Source organism: Paeniglutamicibacter psychrophenolicus (assembly GCF_030812255.1).
GTDB classification, from domain to species: Bacteria; Actinomycetota; Actinomycetes; order Actinomycetales; family Micrococcaceae; genus Paeniglutamicibacter; species Paeniglutamicibacter psychrophenolicus_A.
In genome coordinates this window covers 67,671-85,779 of sequence record NZ_JAUSSH010000014.1, presented here as the reverse complement: position 1 = coordinate 85,779, position 18,109 = coordinate 67,671, and the positions used below count along the sequence as shown (strand labels likewise).

The window sequence follows — 18,109 nt, the reverse complement described above, 5'->3', positions numbered from 1 at the left end:
TGCCCGGGCGTCCCTCCGGGCCCGGGCACCGGCCGTTCGCCGCAGGTGCGGCCGCCCCCGGTGGCATCCTGCGAGGCGGGCGGGGCTCGGTGGGATAGGTTTAAGCCTATGAACACCGACGTGATGACCTATAACGATGACCTGCGCCTGGCCCACGTCATCGCCGACTCGGTCGATGCCCTGACCCTCTCGCGCTTCAACGCCGTCGACCTGGTCGTGGAGACCAAGCCGGACTTGACCCCGGTCTCGGACGCGGACAAGGCGGCCGAGGAAGCCATCCGCTCGCACATCTCCCGCGCCCGGCCCCGCGATGCGATCACCGGCGAGGAATTCGGCACCACCGGCAAGTCCAACCGGCACTGGGTCATCGACCCGATCGACGGAACCAAGAACTTCGTGCGCGGGGTGCCGGTCTGGGCCACGCTGATCGCGCTGATCGACGACGGGGAGCCGGTCGTCGGGCTGGTCTCCGCCCCGGCGCTGAACCGCCGCTGGTGGGCCGCAAAGGACATGGGCGCCTACACCGGCCGCTCCATGGCCAGCGCCCACAAGCTGAAGGTCTCCTCGGTGGCCAAGCTCGAGGACGCCTCGCTGTCCTACTCCTCGCTGACCGGTTGGAAGGAACGCGGGCAGCGCGAGAACTTCATCGAGCTGACCGATTCGCTGTGGCGAACCCGCGCCTACGGGGACTTCTGGTCCTACTGCATGGTCGCCGAGGGCGCCGTGGACCTGGCCGCCGAGCCCGAACTGAACCTCTACGACATGGCCGCCCTGGTGCCGATCGTGCGTGAGGCCGGGGGCCGCTTCACCTCGGTGGAGGGCGTCGATGGCTGCAACGGCGGCAACGCCGTGGCCAGCAATTCCCTGGTCCACGACGCCGCACTGGAAATCCTGAACGCCGGCCGCTAATGCTTCCGGCACCGCTGACCTCGAGCGAGGAAAACTACCTCAAGGCGCTCTACGCGCTGACCGAGTGGGAGAACGACCCGGTGACCACCGGGAACATCGCCGCGCAGCTGGGCGTGGCCCCGGCGTCGGCGACCTCGATGGTCTCCAAGCTGGCCGGCAAGGACCTGCTGGTCCACCCGCCCTACGGTGCCATCACGTTCACCGAGGCCGGACGCCTGGCCGCGCTGTCCGTGGTGCGCCGGCACCGGCTCATCGAAACCTTCCTGCTCAACGAGCTGGGCTACGCCTGGGACGAGGTGCACGAGGAGGCCGAGCAGCTCGAGCACACCGTCTCCACCCGCTTCATCGAGGCCCTGGCAGCACGCCTGGGCCACCCGGCCGCCGACCCGCACGGGGACCCGATCCCCGGGCCCGACGGCTCCCTGGCGATGCCCCCGGCGATCCGCCTTGACCGCTTCCAGGCGGCCGGCGCGGCCACCGCCGCCGTCGTGTCCCGGATCAGCGACGAGGACCCCGCGTTCCTGCGCCTGTGCACGGAGCTGGGCATCTGGCCGGGGGCCACCATCGAGCTCCCGCATCCGCGGATCAGCGAGATCGACGCGACCATGCTGTGGGTGCTGCCCGTGCCCAGCAACACCTAGGCAGCGGTACCGGGCGCCGGGAATGGACGAACCGAAGACACCGGGCGGGCAAGGGGCCCACGGCAGCGCAAGGCCGTGCCGCGACGCGACGCCCAACGCCATCCCGCCCCAGGCAACCCCGCCAAGGCCCGGACCGCGGATCACCGGCCGGAACCTGGCCGCGGTCGCCGTCGGAGGCCTGTGCGGTGCCGGCCTGCGGGTCGGCCTGGGCCTGTGGTTCCCCGACGGCCCCGGCTTCCCGGCCGCCACCCTGGCCATCAATGTCGCGGGCACCGCCGCCCTGGGCGCACTGACCAGCTACTGGCAGGTGACCGGTCGCGGGCCAGGCTGGCTGCGCGCCGGCGTCGGCACCGGCTTCCTGGGCGCCTTCACGACGTTCTCCGCCCTGGTCCTCTTCGCCCTCGGCGCGGCCCCGGGTGCCGCCGTGCTGGATCTGGCGATCTCGCTGGTGCTGTGCGTGGCGGCGGCCTGGGCAGCCATGGCCGTCGTTGAACGGGTGCTGGACCGCGGAGCACCGCCGGGTCCGGCGCCAGCGGCCGGCACCCGGCACCCCGGAACCCCGGACGCGGGCGGGACCACATGAATGCACTTGGCCCCGCCGGCTTCCTGCTCATTGCCCTGGCCGGGGCGTTCGGGGCGTTGCTGCGCTACCTGCTGGATGTCTTGCTCTCGGCCGCGCAGCACCGACGCGCCGCCGCGGGCACCCGGATCTTTCCGCTGGGCATCCTGCTGGCAAACACCCTGGCTTGCCTGCTGGTCGGCGGGGGCGCGGCATGGGCCGCGGGCCACGGAATCGCCTGGCACCCGGGCGACCTGGACTCCTGGCCGGGGCTGCTGCTCCTGGCCTTGGTGCTGGGCGTCGGCGGGGGGCTGAGCACCATGAGCACTTTCATCGTGGCGGCCGTGTCCCTGTGGCGCTCCGGGGCCCGGGCGATGGCGGCGTCCTACACCGGGCTGACCCTTGGTGCCGGACTGGCTGCCGGGCTTCTCGGCGGACTGCTGGCATCCGTACTGCCCTAGCCAGCACGTCGGGGCCGGCGATTCCCACGAATGGCGGGCACCGGATGCGGCACCGGCCGGCGGCGTCCTAGCGCGCGGCGCGGCGCCCGGTGGCCTTCTTGCCGCCGGCCACGTTCTGGCCACGGACGGCAACGGTCAGCGCCAGGCTGATGGCGGTCAGCACTCCCATGCACACCGCCAGGACCGGTTGTCCGGCGACGGCCAGCAACCCCGCACCGGTGGCAAACAGCAGGTGCGCCAGGATCGCGTGGTAGGGCTGGGGCAAGCGCAGGCTCGCCTTGGGCGACATGAAGACGGCCCAGAAGACCAGCAACGGCACGACGGTGACGATCAGTGACATCGCGGTGCTCAGCGGCAGTACCACCAGGCCCCAAATTCCAAGCGCACCGAGCAGTGCAACTTCGAGGATGAACGACACGACCATCAGTGCAACCACGATGCCACGGGAGGCGCCGCCCCGGGGCGTTCCAGCCGCCGGGGAGGGCACTGCCGCGTCCCGGGCAACAGCCGTGGGCTGCTCCCCCGCGGGTTCCTCGGCAACCGGGGTCTCGGTTTGCGGGATCTTCTTGTCCGTTGGGGTGGTTTCCCGGTTCCGGGGCAGGCCCGCGGCATCGGGTGCGGCCACGGTTGCGGAAGCGCCCTCCGGTTCCTCCGCGGGTGCATCCGGTGCCCGGGCCGGGCCGGCTGCAGGGGTTGCGGCGTCGGAGGCTGCTGTGGCTGGCGGTTCCGGCGCGGCGGCCCCGGATTCCACCGGGACCGGCTTGAGCGCGGAGGCCTTGGCCGGCCGTGTGGCCGCCGCCGGGCGCGATGCCGCCTCTGTCGCGGACGATGCTGTGGCCTGGAACGGGCTTTTTGCGGGTTCCTCGCGGGCTGCCGGATTCTTCACCGGGCCGTCGAAGACCCCCGTCCGTGCCGTGCCGGCTTGCTTATTGCCTGCTGCGGGACGAGCTGCCGGGGACGCGGCCTGGCTGGTTGCCGGGGCGCCGGGCTTGCCCTGCGCGGGGGAAGCAACCGGGCCGGGTGCAGCGGCCTTTGGGGCCTGCTTCGGAGCCGGGGGCTTGGGACCCGGGACGCTCTTTGCCGAGGGCACGTTTGCCTTCGGTGCGGGCGCCGGAGCCTCGTTGCCCTTCTCCGCCTGGGCGGGAGCAATCGGTCCGGGCTTGGGCGCCGCGTCGGTCTTCGGAGACGGCGTCCTTGTGGCCTGCGGGGCGGGGACCTGGTCCTTGTTGCCCGGCTTTGTCGCCTGGGCGGCATTTTCCGGCTTGGGCTTGGCGGCAACGGGGGTTCCGGGCTTCGGGGGCTTCGCCACAAAGCCGGCAGGCTTGCCGAAGGTTGCCGGGCTTGGCTTCGTCTTCGTATCCGCCGCGGGCGACCGGGGCGTTCCGTTTGTCGATTTCGCCGACGCGGGTGCGTTGTTCACGGCAGAAGCCGGCTTGGTGGTTCCGGCAGGCGGCGGTGTCTTCCCGGCCGCGGGTCCGTTTGCCGCAGCTGCGGCCTTGGCAGGCGTTGGGCGCACGGCGTCAGCTGGAACGGCATTCTTCGCCGGAACACCTTTTTTCGATGCTGGCTGCTTCGGCATGTTGGCTTTACCTCGTATGGACTCGACAATGCTCGACATATGCCAAGCCGACAACTTACCGATCAAGTCTATGACGCCAGCCCGGGTGTACGGCAAAATATCAGGTCAATTGGCATTTCACCGCATTTTAAGGGGCCCGGCGCAGGGACCCGGGGACCGACGGCACCCGCATCCGGCTGCCCTCGGTGACATTTCGTGCGCGTGCCCGGTTGTGTCCCGCGGCCCGCATCCGGGCCGGTTGTGTGCGCTCAAGACAAATGATCCGCGGCCCCTGTAGCAGGACCGCGGATCATTTTTTGTGGCGGGGACAGGATTTGAACCTGTGACCTCCGGGTTATGAGCCCGGCGAGCTACCGAACTGCTCCACCCCGCGTCGGTAGATACAACAGTACCAGCGCCCCCGCGTCACGCCTAATCGACCCGTGGTTTCGTCGGTTTTTCGCGTTTCCCCGGCGAATGCCACCGAGACGCACGCCAACTTCAATGGATTGCTGCATCGAAAAGCGGCTTCAGCGAAATTTACCAACGTGACGCCTCCCACCACCCAGGCCGGAGCCCGCAGCCCCCGGGCGCAGACAAGGAAAGACCCCGACCGGATTTCCCCGGTCGGGGTCTTTCTTTCGTGGCGGGGACAGGATTTGAACCTGTGACCTCCGGGTTATGAGCCCGGCGAGCTACCGAACTGCTCCACCCCGCGGCGATATGTCAATCATCGCGCACGGGGCCGCGCCGGAGCAAATCCTGGCGGTGTCGCCCTGCTCACATGCCCGGCAGGGCGACACCGGACTGCTCCGTGGCCGGTGCCTTAAGGCGCCGGGGACTCGGACGGTGCCGGGGTTTCGGACGGCGCAGGGGTCTCGGTGGGAGCCGGGGCGCCCGTCAATTCGTCCTGTGCCTCGGTGGCGCGTTCCAGTGCATCCTGCAGCTTGGTCTGCTCCGCGCCGTACTTGGCGAAGTCGCCCTCGGCCAGTGCGGCCTGTCCGGCCTTGATCGCCGCGTTGGCGTCGCCCAGGGCATCGGTGAGCTGCTGCTCTGCGGTCTGCGTGGCCGGAGGTGTTCCGGGCTCCTCGTCGCCGTCTCCGGTTCCGGTCCCGGTTTCGCTGGTGACCGCGCCGCTGGTCCCCTGGAACACCTGGTCCAGGGCCTCGGCGAGGGTGTCCGCGAATCCGACCTTGTCGCCGAAGGCAACGAGCACCTTGCGCAGGGTCGGGTACGAGGTCTGTCCGGAGGACTGCACGTAGACCGGCTGGACATAGAGGATGCCGCCGCCCACGGGCAGCGAGAGCAAGTTGCCGTTCTTCACTTCCGAGGCGCCCTGGCGCAGCAGGTTCAACGCCTGCGAGACCGTGGCGTTGGAGTCGAAGTTCTGCTGTGCCTGGCCGGGGCCGGGCACGGAGAGCTCACGCGGGATGGCCAGCAGGCGGAGCTTGCCGTAGCCCTCGCCCTTGACTCCGGCCTTGGTGCCGGCATCGGCCTCGGCCGCCAGGAAGCCGAACAACACGTTGCGCTGCTGGCCGCCGGGAGCGGTCTGCGGGATGAACGTCGAGGTCAGCGAGAAGGCTTCCTTCTCCTGCTTCGGCATCTTCAGCGACAGGTAGTACGGGGGCTGCTTGACGCTCGCGTTGGACTGCGTCGGGTCGGAGGGGACCGACCAGGCATCGTTGGAGTCGTAGAATCCGCCGGGATCGGTCACGTGGTACGTGGCCAGCAGTTCGCGCTGGACCTTGAACAGGTCCTCGGGGTAGCGCACGTGGCTCATCAGCTCGGCGGACATGTCCTTGTAGGACTTGATGTTCGTCGGGAAGACCTTCTGCCAGGCCTGCAGCAGCGGTTCCTCGGGTTCCCACGCGTAGAGCGTGACCGACCCGTCGTACGCATCCACGGTTGCCTTGACCGAGTTGCGGATGTAGTTGATCTGTCCCGTCGCGGCCACCGCGCGGGTCCCGCCGGTCAGCGAGTCGGTGACCGCCGAGTCCAGTGCCTGCTGCTTGGAGTACGGGTAGTTCTTCGAGGTCGTGTAGGCATCAACGATCCACTGCACGCGCCCGTCGACGATCGCCGGGTAGGCGTTGGAGTCCACGGTCAGGTACGGTGCGACCTTCTTGACGCGATCCTTGGGGTTGCGGTCGTAGAGGATCTGCGACTCGGAGTTGATCGCATCCGAGAGCAACAGGTCCGTGGAGGCGAACTTCAGCGAGTAGACCAGGCGGTTGAAGAAGTTGCCCACCGAGGGCCCTCCGTCGCCCTCGAAGGTGTTGCGGGTGTCCTGGCTGCCCGAGCCGGAGGCCGGGCGGTCAAGCTCGCGCGGCTCCCAGTCCTCGGGGCCGCCGACGATCGAGTAGTCGGGTGAGGTTTCGCCGAAGTAGATCCGGGGTTCGTAGGTGTCGTCGTTGCCCAGCACGCCGTTGGTCGGGATGCCCGACAGCATGAAGTCCGGGCGCCCGCCGGCTGCCACGCGGTTGCCATAGGCGGCGACCACGCCGTAGCCGTGGGTGTAGGTGATGTGCTGGTTGACCCAGGTGTCACCCGGGTCGACGTTGAGCTCGCGCACGCCGATGACGGTGTCCTCGGTCTTGCCGTCGATCTCGTAGCGGTCCACGTTCAGCGTCTTGGTGAACTTGTAGTACGTGCGGAACTGCTGCAGCTGGTCGAACGCGGCCGAGACCAGGTTCGGGTCCAGCAGGCGGATGTTGGTGGTCGTTGCCGAGTCCTTGGCCAACGCGTTCTTCTGCGGGTTCAGCTGGACGTCGTACGCGGTTTCCTCGACCGAGTCCAGGCCGTAGGCCTTGCGCGTCATCTCGATGTTCTTCTGGATGAATTCGCGTTCCAGCGTCTTTTCCGACGGGACGACCTGGTACTGCTGCACGATGAACGGGTAGATGCCCCCGGCGACGATGACCGTCACCAGCAGCATCGCGGTGCCGATGATCGGCAGGCGCCAGCGGCCCATGATGGCCCCGACGAGGAAGGTCACCGCGACCAGCACGGCGGCGATCGCCAGGATCGTCTTGGTCGGGATGACCGCGTGCACGTCGGTGTACAGGGCGCCGGCCACGCGGCCGTTTTGCGAGAGCAGCGTCGAGTAGCGGTCGACCCAGAAGTTCACGGCCTGCAGCAGCAGGAAGGCCACGGCGAAGACCGCGATGTGCATGCGGGCGGGCTTGCCGATGACGACGCCGCCGCGCTCCTCGATGCGGATGCCCCCGTAGAGGTAGTGGGTCAGCAGGCCGGCGATCCCGGCGATGAGCACCACGGAGATCAGGTAGCCGGTCAGCAGGCCGATGAACGGCAGCGAGAACATGTAGAAGGCCAGGTCCATGCCGAACTGGGGATCGGCCTCACCGAAGTCGACCTGGTTGAAGAAGAGCAGCACTTCCTTCCACTGCGAGGTGACCGCGGTGGCGGCAAAGATGCCGATCACCACCGGCACGCCGATCATCAGCAGGCGGCGCATCGGCTCGAGCTGCGACTGGTACTTGGACATGTTGTCCTGGCGCTGCCCGTCCGGGGCGTAGACCGGCCGCGAACGGTAGGCCAGGCGCAGGGAGAGCCAGGTGGCGAAGCCCATGAGCAGGAAGGCGACCACGAAGATCGCCGCCTTGGACAGGTACTCGGTCCAGAACACGCGTTCAAAGCCGAGCTGGTTGTACCACAGCACATCCGCGTAGACGCTGGAGATGAACACGAAAACGGCGACGAGGATGCCGATCACGATGATCGTGGGCATCAGCGGGGATGGGCGTCGCTGGTGCGGCTGCGGGTCGGGACGTCCTTCGGGACCCCGTGGGGGCCCTCCGAAGGGGCTGCCGGTGCCAAAACTCAATTTATACCTCTACCGTTGGAACGATTGGCGCGCACAAAGCGCACCGGAAGTGTGTCTTTGTTCTCTATTCTGCCTTGCATGGGCGCCCGGCGGGGCACCCCAAAGGATGATGTCGCACAAATGTGAGCCGATTGTGATCCGGCCCCCGTTGGTGCCCCGTCCGTTCCCCGCACGGGGGAACCGCCGGCGTTAGCCGCAGCCGGGGAAGGACCCCGGGTCCTTGCCCGCGCCGATCCCCTCGACCGCCGCGCGTGCCTCGGAGAGCGTGGCCACCTTGATGACATCGAGCCCGTCGGGAATCCTGCCCACCACGTCGGGGCAGTTCTCCGCCGGGGCCAGGAAGTACCTCGCGCCCTGGTCCCGGGCGCCGACGAGCTTCTGCGCGATGCCGCCGATCGGCTCGACTTTGCCGTCGGCAGTGATGGCCCCGGTCCCGGCAAAGTGCTTGCCCCCGGTCATCTCGCCTTCGGTGAGCGTATCGACGATGGCCAGGGCGAACATCATCCCGGCGCTGGGACCGCCAACGTTCTCCAGCCCGAACTTGGCCTCCAGCGGGAAGTCGAAACTGCCCGAGAGCAGGATCCCCAGCTGCCGCTGGCCCCCGGCCCCCTCGGTGGTGGACACCGTGACGTCGGCCCGCTTCCCGTCGCGCAGGATCCCCAGGACGCTGGGCTTCGCGCCGGCGGCATCGAGCTGCTTCTTGAGCGCATCCAGGTCGGTGATCTTGTGCCCGTTGATGGTTTCGAGCCGGTCGGAGATCTTCAGCACGCCGGAATTCTGCTGGGTCGCGAATCCCACGACGCCCAGGTGGCTGGAGAAGGGGATGTCCAGCTCGTGCAGGGCAGCGGCGGTGGACAGCTGCTGCGAGTCGTCCATCATCACGGTGTTCTGTTCGCTCTGCTCGGATGTGGTGGTGCCCCGCGGCAGCACCGTTTCCTCGGGGACCACGTCCTGGGCCGGGTCGATCCAACCCCAGAGCACGTTGAAGAACGGCAGCCGCGCCTGGCCCCCGCCTTGGACGTACACCGTGGTCATGTCCAGCGCGCCGGAGGTCGGGTAGGTCTGCTCGCCGCTGATGCTCAACAGCTTGGTCCCGTTGACGGACCCGATGGTGTTCAGCGCCGGGCCGGCGGATTCGACCACGAAGTGGGTCGGCAGCAGCGTCGCGGCCGCGATCAGCACCATCGTGATCCAGCCGGCGACCGCGCGGTTGCGCCGCATCCGTGCAGTCCCGGGGGCCGGTTCGGGCCACCGGTGCAGCAGCGGGCCGTGGTCGGCGCCGTCCGGGCCCGGGTGCGTTGATTCGGTCCCCCCGGCGTTCCGGCCGGCCCGGTCCCCGGCTTCTTCATGCGCTGCTGGCACGATTCCCTCTTTCATTGCTGGTCTCTGCGCCCGCGGGGCGAGGCGTGCGCCGCGCGCCACGCGCAGCCTCAAGCCTACAAGCCCGGGCCGCGGCGGCCGGAAGCGGCACGGATGCGGGGCGCTGCTTCACAGCAGGTTCCGATGTGCCCACAGCGAACTGGCAACGCGGAGCTTGGGCCGATGCCCTGGCCCGGGGGTACCGTTGAACCATGGCTGAGAATCCCCCATCAAACCGACCCGACGACTCCGGCAACGACGACGAGAACCCGAAGGATCCGTTCTCCGAGATGTTCGGCTCGCTCTTTGGCGGCGCCGGCGGATTCGACCCGAAGAACCTTCCCGAGGGCCTGGGCGAGGCCATGGGCCTGTCCAACAACCCCGAGGCCATGGCGCAGATGATGGCGCAGGCCCAGGCCATGATGTCCGCCATGTCTCAGGGCGGCTCCGGCCCGGTGAACTGGAAGATGGCCACCGATGCGGCACGCCAGGCCATCGCCAAGGACGACCCCTCGGTTTCCGCATCCCGCGCCGCCGCCGTGGCATCCGCGGCCCGGCTGGCCGAGATGTGGCTCGATGCCGCCACGGTGTTCGAGGCCGACGGCAGCGAATGCCGCGCCTTCTCCCGCGCCGAGTGGGTCGAAAAGACCATGCCGGTGTGGAAGTCGCTGACCACGCCGGTCGCCGAGTCCGTCGGCAAGGCCATCACCTCCGCGCTCTCCGAGCAGATCCCCGAGCAGATGCGCCCGATGATGGGCGGGGCGCAGGGCATGCTCCAGTCCCTGGGCGGCACCATGTTCGGCATGCAACTGGGCACGGCCGTCGGCGGCCTGGCCAAGGACGTGCTGGGCGCCACCGACATCGGCCTTCCGCTGGCCGGGTCCACCCCCGCGCTGGTGCCGACCAACCTCGCCGCGTTCGGCGAGGGCCTGGAGGTTCCCGAGCAGGAGATCCTGCTCTTCGCCGCGTTGCGCGAATGCGCCCACGCCCGGTTGTTCAACCGCGTGCCGTGGCTGCGCTCCTCGGTGATCTCCTCGGTGGAGGCCTACGCCCGCGGCATCCACATCGACATGTCGCGCATCGAGGAAGCCGTGCGGGACATCGACCCGGGCAATCCCGAGTCCTTCCAGTCCCTGATGGGCGAGGGGCTGTTCATGCCCCAGCGCACCGCGGCGCAGGAAACCGCGCTGGCCAAGCTCGAGCTGGTGCTTGCGCTGATCGAGGGCTGGGTCGACGAAGTCGTCGCCGCGGCCGCGGTGAACCTGCCCCAGGCAACCCGGCTGCGCGAGACCATCCGGCGCCGCCGGGCCACCGGCGGACCGGCGGAGAACGCGTTCGCCTCGCTGGTGGGACTGGAATTGCGTCCGCGGCGCCTGCGCGAGGCGGCGGCCCTTTGGGCGCACCTGTTGACCGAGCGCGGGCAGGAGGGGCGTGACGCCGTGTGGGCGCATCCCGACCTGTTGCCGACCGAAGAGGACCTGATGGACCCGACCGGGTTCACCTCGCGCCGCCAGCTGGCCGAGGCCAGCATGGATGACATCGACGCCGCGCTGAGCAAGCTGCTCGACGGAGGGTTCGACGAGCCCGCCGGCGGCGACGAGACCGGCGATGCCGACGGAACCGCGGAAACAGACGGAACCGACGGTACCGGGGAAACAGACGGAACCGACGGAGACGGAACCGACAAGGGTCCCGAAGCGGGCAATCCCACGGACGGCTCCACCGACAAGTAGTCCACCGGCGGTCGGTCCGCCGGCAGTGGTGGTTTTTGGACAAGGGGTGCCGGCGCATTGCGCGCCGGCACCCCTTCGCGTTTCCCGGTGGCTACGGCCACCGGGCCGGCCTAGCCGAACAACCGGTACGGATCGTCCGCTTCCCCGCCGTGGACACCGCCGCCGAAACCGTCCGGGGCCCCGGGGCCACCGAGTTCGTCGAGGTCCCCGAAGTCGTCGAAGTCGTCGTCCGCCTCCAGCACCTGTGCCGGTTGCGCCGCGGCGGTCTTGGCCGCGTGGAAGCCGTGGCTGGCCCCGGACAGGAAGATGTTGGCATCGTGCACCCGCGGGTAGCGCGACAAGGCGGCCTTGAACCGCGGGCCGTGGCCATCGCGCGGCTCCACCAGGTGGGCCAGTTCGTGGGCCAGCACGTAGTCCTGCACCCACTGCGGCATCGACCGGAGCCGGTCCGAGAGCCGGATCCGCCGGGTCTGGAGGCTGGCCGAACCCCAGCGCGAGTTCTGGTTCGAGACCCAGCGCACCGAGGCCGGTGCGGCAAGGCGTCCGAAAAGCTCCGCGTCCATGGCGTGTGCCCGGGCCAGCAGCACGGCATCGGGGTCCGTCCCGGTGCCGCGGACGACCTTGCGCATGACCTTCTTGACCATGTCGGCCACCAGCATGCGCTCGGCGTGCTCGGTGAGGCCCGCGGGCACGGAGACCACCATGGTGTCCTGCTTCCACGCCCCGGAGATCGTCTTCTTGCGCCGGGCCGAGCGCACCACGCGGATGGGGGTGCCCGTTTCGTCCACGTATTCGATGGTGGATGGTTGGGTGCGCATGTTGTGTCCTTTCCGCCGTGCATGTGCTGCCGTGTTCCTGCCGTCCGCGGACCTTGCCCCGGTGCCGCAGCTCCGGTGCCGCCGCCGCGCCGCTTTCCCGCTCCGGGGTGTGGATAACCACGGCGGCGTTCGCGGCCCGGTGCCACGATGGGTTCATGCAGGGCACCGGCCACGAGGATTCGCGCCGGGGCCGCCGTTCCCGAAGGAGCAACATCATGAGGATCAACCCGGGCTTGCAGGTACTCAGCCTAATGGAGGGCGTGGTGCAAATCGGCACCGGGCAGCGCGCCCGGTGGATAACCGGGCTGAGCGCCGCCGAAAAGCGGTTCGTGCTCTCCCTGGGCGATGACGGGCACGGCCCCTCGGCACCCACGGACCACACGGCGGACCACGCGAAAGGCCAGCCGAAGGAGCAGGGACCCGATGCCGCCCGGCGCAGCGAGATCCTGGCGATGTTGGCCCCGGTGCTGCTGGACACCCCGGCCCAGGTGCCGCCCGGAGCCCGGCCGGGATCCGGCCACGGGCTCGGGGCGCGGCTGGTGCCCGATGTGCGGCAGTGGAGCGCGGCCTACCAGATGGACGCGGCCGAGGTGCTCGCACGCCGGGCCGGTGCCCGGGTCGCGCTGCAGGGATGCGGGAGGATGGGCCAGCTGTTGGCGCACATCCTGGCAGCAGCGGGCGTCGGTTCGCTGATGCTCAGCGATGCGACGTCGATGGATGCCGGGGACCTGGGCGCCGGGACCACCGGCATCGGCAGCGTCGGCACCCCGCGGGCCCGCGCCACGGCGCGGGCGCTGGCACCCCTGTACCCGCATCTGGTGGTGGCCGAGACCGGGCACCGGAGCCCCGCCGCCCCGCCGCTGGACATGGCGGTGGTGATCTCCGGCGGCATGCTCCCGCCGCTGGAATCGCTGGCCACGGATGCCGCGATGCTGCCGGTGCTGTTCACCGATTCGGGGATGAACCTCGGCCCGCTGTGCCTTCCGGGGCTGACCATGTGCGAACACTGCGTGTGGGAACAGTGCGACCCGACGCTGCGGATGCTCGCCGACACCGGGGTCGGCGCGCGGGTCCCGGGGCTGCGCCCGGAGGCGTCGCTGGCCGCCGTCGCCGCGGGGATGGCCGCGATGCAGGTGCTGATGGTGCTGGACCGCATCAACATCCCCGCCGCCGCCGGCTCGATGCTCGTGTGCGACCTGCCCACCGGGTCAACCACCATGGTTCCGGCCAAGGCGCGGCCGCGCTGCAACTGCCTGGACTCGCTGGCCGCCTGAAGCCCCGCTCCCCCGCACGGTCCGGAATCCTGCGTTGCACCGGAGCCCGGCCTAGTCGGTCGGTCGATTCCGGGAATCCCGGCGGATCGCGAGGCCGGTCAGTCCAGGCTTTCCCCGCCCAGGATCGCCAGCACCGCCTCGCCGTAGCGCTCGAGCTTGCCCTTGCCGACCCCCGAGACCCGGCCCAGGTCCGAGAGCCCGGAGGGCTTCGCCTCGGCAATCGCCATCAGCGTCGCATCGGTGAAGATCACGAAGGCCGGCAGCGAGTTGGCCTGGGCGACCGACAGCCGCCAGGCGCGCAGGGATTCGAACACGGCCTCGTCGTAGCCTGCGGGGCAGTTCCCGCAGCGGCCCAGCTTCCGCTCGGTGGCGGAAGTCAGCAGCGTGCCGCAGACCCGGCACATCGGCGGACCGGCCGGGGCCCGCCGCCGGGTGGCCCGCGGGGCCGCGGCCGTCGAGGAGGTTCCCGCCGGGCGCAGCCCGTCCAGGAAGCGCGAGGGCCGCCGGTTGGCCCGTCCCCCGGGGGTGCGTGCCAGGGACCAGGACAGGCCCAGGTGCATCCGGGCACGGGTGATGCCCACATAGAGCAGCCGGCGTTCCTCGTCGTACCCGGCCTGGTCGTCGGCGAAGGAGATCGGCATCAGCCCCTCGGAGAGCCCGACCAGGAACACCGCGTCCCATTCCAGGCCCTTGGCCGCATGCAGCGAGGCCAGGGTGACGCCCTGCAGCGTCGGTGCGTGCTGGCTGGCGGCGCGCTCCTCCAGCTCGGCGACGAAGAGCCCCAGGGTGAACGGGGTCTCGGCCCCGGCGCGCGCCTCGGCCATCTCGTCGGCGAGCGCCACCAGGGCGGAGAGCGACTCCCACTTCTCGCGCACCGCGCCGGAGGCGGCCGGGGCCGTGGCGCTGTAGCCCAGGGAGACCAGGATGTCGCGGGTCAGCTTCGGGACCGAGTCGCCGTCGGCCCCGGTGGTGGCGTGGCGGGCGGCGGAGCGCAATTGCAGCATCGCGTCGCGGACCTCGCGCCGGGCGAAGAAGCGTTCCCCGCCGCGCAGCAGGTAGCCGACCCCGGCGGAGGCCAGCGCCTGCTCGTAGGCGGCGGACTGCCCGTTGGTCCGGTACAGGATCGCGATTTCCGCCGCGGGGGTCCCGGCGGCGATGAGCTTCTTGATCCGCTGCGCGATCTCCGCGGCCTCGGCCTCGTCGTCCTTCGCCTCGAAGAAGCTGGGCTCCGGGCCGTTCTCGCGCTGCGCGATCAGTTCCAGCGGCGTGGGCCAGGGGTGGTCGCGGTCCGGGACCCCGGCCTCGGGGCGGCGGGCGGCCAGCACCCGGTTGGCCAGGTGCACCACCTGCGGGGTGGAACGGTAGTCGCGCACCAGCTTGACCACCGGGGCGTGCTCGTAGCGCGCGGTGAAGTCCAGCAGGTGCCGCGGGGTGGCGCCGGTGAAGGAGTAGATGGTCTGCGAGGCGTCTCCCACCACGCACAGCTCGTCGCGCCCGCCGAGCCACAGATCCAGCAGGCGCTGCTGCAGCGGGGAAACGTCCTGGTACTCGTCGACCACGAAGTGCCGGTACTGGCCGCGCACCGAGGCCGCGACCCGCTCGTCGTCCTCCAGGATCGCGACGGTGAGCAGCAAGACGTCCTCGAAGTCGATGTACTGCCGATCGGTCTTCACGTCCTCGTAGGACTGGAAGATCCGCGCGACGGTGGTCGGGTCCAGCCCGCCGGGTTCCCCGCGGTCGGCGGCCGCGGCGGCGGCGACGTAGGACTCGGGGGTCAGCATCGAGACCTTCGCCCATTCGATCTCGCTGGCCAGGTCGCGCACCGTGGCGCGGTCCGCGTTGGAGCGCAGCCGGCGTGCCGCCTCGGTGATCAGCGGCGCCTTGTAGTCGACGATGTTGGGCAGGTTCCCGCCGATGGCCTGCGGCCAGAAGTACTGCAGCTGGCGCAGCGCGGCGGCGTGGAAGGTGCGGGTCTGCACGGCCCCGGCGCCCAGTTCGCGCAGCCGTGAGCGCATTTCCGCCGCCGCCCGGGCGGTGAAGGTCACCGCGAGCATCGAGGAGGGCTTGTACACCCCGGTGTGCACGCCGTAGGCGATGCGGTGGGTGATGGCGCGGGTCTTGCCGGTGCCGGCCCCGGCCAGCACGCACAGCGGGCCGCGCAGCGTCGTGGCGACCATGCGCTGTTCATCGTCCAGCCCGCCGAGGATCCTCTCCTCCAGGGCGCTGGTTCCGGTTGCTTCGTCCATGTCCTAGTTTTCCAGGCGTTCGGGTTCGGGCAGCACGCCGCCGAACCAGTGTTCGATCAATGCGCTGGCGATCGAGGCGCCCGAGGGCACCGCGATGGCGCCGGAGCGGACCTCGGCGGCCAGCTCCTCCCGGGTGAACCAGCGCAGGTCGATGATCTCCACCCCGTCGGGCACCAGCTCGGTGCCCGTCGCGGTGGCGGTGAACCCGAGCATCAGCGAGCGCGGAAAGGGCCAGGGCTGGGAGCCCATGTAGCGGGGGTTCTGCACGATCACCCCGGATTCCTCGGCGACCTCGCGGATGACCGCCGATTCCAGGGATTCCCCGGGCTCGACGAACCCGGCCAGGGTGGAGAAGCGGGTGCCGCCCCAGGCCTTGTTGGCGCCCAGCAGCAGCCGGTCGTCCTCGTCGGTGATGGCCACGATGACGGCCGGGTCGGTGCGCGGGAAATGCTCGAGGCCCTCCGCGGCGCAGTGCTTGACCCAGCCGGAGTCGCGCAACTGCAGCTTCCCGCCGCAGCCCGGGCAGAAGTTCATCGAGTGGTTCCAGTTGGCGATGGCCACGGCCTCGACGAACATCCCGGCATCGCGCGCGCCGAGCCCGGCGGCGACATCGCGCAGGCCCAGCCACTGCTCCGGGTGGGTGGCGGCAGTGCCGGCCGCACCGTCGCCGGCGGCCGGGGACTCGGGGAAGGAATGCAGCACGATTTCGGTGCTGCCGTCGGAGCCCAGGTAGATCTCGGTCCCCCCGGCCGGGACCTGCGTGCCCTCAAGCAGCACCAGTTCACCGTCGAGCACCCGGGCGCGGCCGCCGATCATCACCAGGTGCCGGGTCCGGGGGTCCGCGCGCAGCGCATCGAGCCAGCCGGCCTGGGTGCGCCGTTCGCAGCCGCGGTCGATGGCGGTGCGGGCCAGGGGCAGGGCCCCTAGCTCGGGGTGGCTGGTGACGGGTTGCTGCACGGTATCGCTCATAGCATCAACCGTACTGACCCGACCGCCACAACGCATACTTCGGGGCCCCGGTTGTGGCTATCGGCGCACCCTCCGCGGCGGGCGGGCCGGCGGCCGGTGCAGCCGCCTGGCCCGGCCCCGGGGATGCACGAAAGCCGGCGGCGGGCGGGGAATGGGCGCAAAACACGCGACTCGCCGCCGCACGGCAGGACTCGAACAGCCCTCGCGGTCTACGGTGGAGGATGTGAAACGCTCTCCCATGGAACTCGCTGCCATCGCCACCGCTGCGGTCCCCGGCTTGGCGCCCACGGGCGTGGCCTCGTTGCCGGACGACGGCAATGACTTCGACTCGGTGCTCATCGTCGACGCCGCCAAGAACCGCTGGCGCGTGCGCTCCCCCCGCCACGAGGAAGCGTCGATGCGCCTGGAATCGGAACTGGCCGCGCTGCGCGCCTTCTCCGCCGGCATCCGCGCCTCGCTGCCCTTCCAGCTGCCCTCCGTCGCCGGAACCGTGCGGCAGGGCCCGCTGCGCACCTTCGTCTACAACCACCTGCCCGGCAAGCAGTTCTCCCTGGAGGACCTCGTGGCGCAGGGTTCGCGCTGCGCCCGGGACCTGGGCACCGTGATGGCCGCGATCCACTCGATGCCTGCCTCCGCCATCGACCGCGCGGATTTGCCCTCCTGCACCGCCGAGCAGGTGCGCCAGCGCCGGCTCAACGAGCTGGACGCCGCGGCCACCACCGGCATGATCCCCTCGCGGCTGCTGCGGCGCTGGGAACACGCGCTGGAGGACGTGGCGCTGTGGCGCTTCAACGCCACCGTTATCCACGGGGACCTGCACGAAGACCAGCTCCTGGTCCAGGACGCCAAGGTCGTGGCGGTCACCGGGTGGACGGACCTGCAGGTCGGGGACCCGGCCGACGACTTCGCCTGGCTGGCGGCGGTGCACGAGCAGTCCTTCGCCGAGGCCGCCTTCGAAAGCTATGTCGCGGTGCGCGGGGACCGCGCCGATCCGCACATCATGCGCCGTGCGGCGCTGGCCGCCGAGTTCGCCCTCGCCCAGTGGCTGGTCAAGGCCATTGCCGGGGGCGACGCCGAGCGCATCGCCGAGGCCAAGGTCATGCTCGAGGAACTGGATTCGGACATCGCCGAATACGGCGGCCAGCCCATCTCCGTGGTGGAGCCCCCGCGGGCGGCCAAACCCGAGCCCGCGAACGCACCGCCCGAACCGGTTCCCTCCAACGAACGCGTCACCGTCACCGGGATTGACAGCGCCGACGACGCGAAGGACACCGCCGAGGACAAGGAACCCGCCGGGAAACCCGCAGAGCCGGAAACCTCCGCGATGCGGATCCTGCCCTCCCCCGTGAGTGCCGCGCCGGCCCCTCCGGCATCCCCGCCGATCCCGACCGCAGCCCCGATGCAGCCGGCCAGCGCGCCGGTGGCATCCAAGGAACCGGTGCCGGCACCCGAGACCTCAGCGGCCACGGGATCCGAGGTTTCGGCAGCCGAGGCTTCTGCACCCGGGTCCGCGAACTCCGATGGCCCGAAGGCGCCTGTTGCCGCGGATCCTTCGGACAACAAGGCGGGCGGCGAAGCCGGCAACCAGGAACACCCGGACAAGGACACGGCGGGAACGAACGCGGAGGATGCCCCGGCATCCGGAGGTTCGGCAGCGGCAGCGGAACCCGAGACCTCCGCGATCCCGATCCAGAAGCTCGACAAGCAGTAGGCGGCAGCAGCCCGCGCCTCGATGGCG

13 protein-coding genes and 2 tRNA genes are annotated in these 18,109 nt (G+C 70.2%); 7 read left to right on the top strand and 8 right to left on the bottom strand.

Annotated features, from left to right (window positions below; genetic code table 11):
* Positions 1–108 precede the first annotated feature (108 nt).
* Genes hisN through J2T21_RS16600 form a run of 4 tightly spaced genes read left to right on the top strand, consistent with a single transcriptional unit; the run spans position 109 to position 2,570 of the window.
* Positions 109–909: a histidinol-phosphatase gene (gene hisN, locus J2T21_RS16615; protein ID WP_307582839.1), complete on the top strand. Its 801-nt coding sequence runs from the start codon at positions 109–111 to the stop codon at positions 907–909.
* The gene (locus J2T21_RS16610) at positions 909–1,550 is read left to right on the top strand and encodes a metal-dependent transcriptional regulator (protein WP_307582838.1); all 642 of its coding nucleotides are present in this window, start codon (positions 909–911) and stop codon (positions 1,548–1,550) included. The genes hisN and J2T21_RS16610 overlap by 1 nt, the downstream gene beginning before the upstream one ends.
* Positions 1,551–1,572: 22 nt before the next feature.
* Positions 1,573–2,133 (top strand): fluoride efflux transporter FluC, encoded by a 561-nt coding sequence (locus tag J2T21_RS16605; protein ID WP_307582836.1) that lies wholly within the window; start codon positions 1,573–1,575, stop codon positions 2,131–2,133.
* Positions 2,130–2,570: a CrcB family protein gene (locus J2T21_RS16600; RefSeq protein ID WP_307582833.1), complete on the top strand. Its 441-nt coding sequence runs from the start codon at positions 2,130–2,132 to the stop codon at positions 2,568–2,570. The genes J2T21_RS16605 and J2T21_RS16600 overlap by 4 nt, the downstream gene beginning before the upstream one ends.
* Positions 2,571–2,637: 67 nt before the next feature.
* Here the strand turns inward: J2T21_RS16600 and J2T21_RS16595 are convergent, their stop codons facing one another.
* From J2T21_RS16595 to J2T21_RS16575, 5 genes are all read right to left on the bottom strand, one after another.
* Entirely contained in the window at positions 2,638–3,879 is a 1,242-nt protein-coding gene (locus tag J2T21_RS16595; RefSeq protein ID WP_307582831.1) for a YrdB family protein, read from the bottom strand.
* Between the two features lie 569 nt (positions 3,880–4,448).
* Positions 4,449–4,522: transfer RNA gene (locus tag J2T21_RS16590), tRNA-Met, on the bottom strand.
* Between the two features lie 250 nt (positions 4,523–4,772).
* Positions 4,773–4,846: transfer RNA gene (locus J2T21_RS16585), tRNA-Met, on the bottom strand.
* A gap of 108 nt (positions 4,847–4,954) precedes the next feature.
* A complete protein-coding gene (locus J2T21_RS16580; RefSeq protein ID WP_307582829.1) occupies positions 4,955–7,876 on the bottom strand; it encodes a UPF0182 family membrane protein in 2,922 nt (973 codons plus the stop codon).
* A gap of 285 nt (positions 7,877–8,161) precedes the next feature.
* Positions 8,162–9,334 carry a YlbL family protein gene (locus tag J2T21_RS16575; protein WP_307582827.1) on the bottom strand — a complete coding sequence of 391 codons (1,173 nt, stop codon included), beginning with the start codon at positions 9,332–9,334 and terminating at the stop codon, positions 8,162–8,164.
* Positions 9,335–9,543: 209 nt separating this feature from the next.
* On the opposite strand from J2T21_RS16575, the gene J2T21_RS16570 reads away from it, so the two are divergent.
* Positions 9,544–11,064 carry a zinc-dependent metalloprotease gene (locus J2T21_RS16570; protein ID WP_307582825.1) on the top strand — a complete coding sequence of 507 codons (1,521 nt, stop codon included), beginning with the start codon at positions 9,544–9,546 and terminating at the stop codon, positions 11,062–11,064.
* 110 nt (positions 11,065–11,174) lie between these two features.
* Here the strand turns inward: J2T21_RS16570 and J2T21_RS16565 are convergent, their stop codons facing one another.
* Positions 11,175–11,882 (bottom strand): M48 metallopeptidase family protein, encoded by a 708-nt coding sequence (locus tag J2T21_RS16565; RefSeq protein ID WP_307582823.1) that lies wholly within the window; start codon positions 11,880–11,882, stop codon positions 11,175–11,177.
* A 215-nt stretch (positions 11,883–12,097) separates the two neighbouring features.
* Here J2T21_RS16565 and J2T21_RS16560 point away from each other — a divergent pair, with 215 nt between their 5' ends.
* On the top strand, positions 12,098–13,156 hold the full coding sequence (locus J2T21_RS16560; RefSeq protein ID WP_307582822.1) for a ThiF family adenylyltransferase: 1,059 nt from the start codon (positions 12,098–12,100) through the stop codon (positions 13,154–13,156).
* 98 nt (positions 13,157–13,254) lie between these two features.
* On the opposite strand, the gene J2T21_RS16555 is transcribed toward J2T21_RS16560, so the two are convergent.
* The gene (locus J2T21_RS16555; RefSeq protein WP_307582820.1) at positions 13,255–15,402 is read right to left on the bottom strand and encodes an ATP-dependent DNA helicase UvrD2; all 2,148 of its coding nucleotides are present in this window, start codon (positions 15,400–15,402) and stop codon (positions 13,255–13,257) included.
* A 3-nt stretch (positions 15,403–15,405) separates the two neighbouring features.
* Complete coding sequence (gene nudC, locus J2T21_RS16550) at positions 15,406–16,371, bottom strand: NAD(+) diphosphatase (protein WP_307582818.1); 966 nt, start codon at positions 16,369–16,371, stop codon at positions 15,406–15,408.
* 223 nt (positions 16,372–16,594) lie between these two features.
* Between nudC and J2T21_RS16545 the strand changes: the two genes are divergently transcribed.
* Positions 16,595–18,082, top strand: coding sequence for a phosphotransferase (locus J2T21_RS16545; RefSeq protein ID WP_307582816.1), 1,488 nt, complete (start codon positions 16,595–16,597; stop codon positions 18,080–18,082).
* Positions 18,083–18,109: the final 27 nt, after the last annotated feature.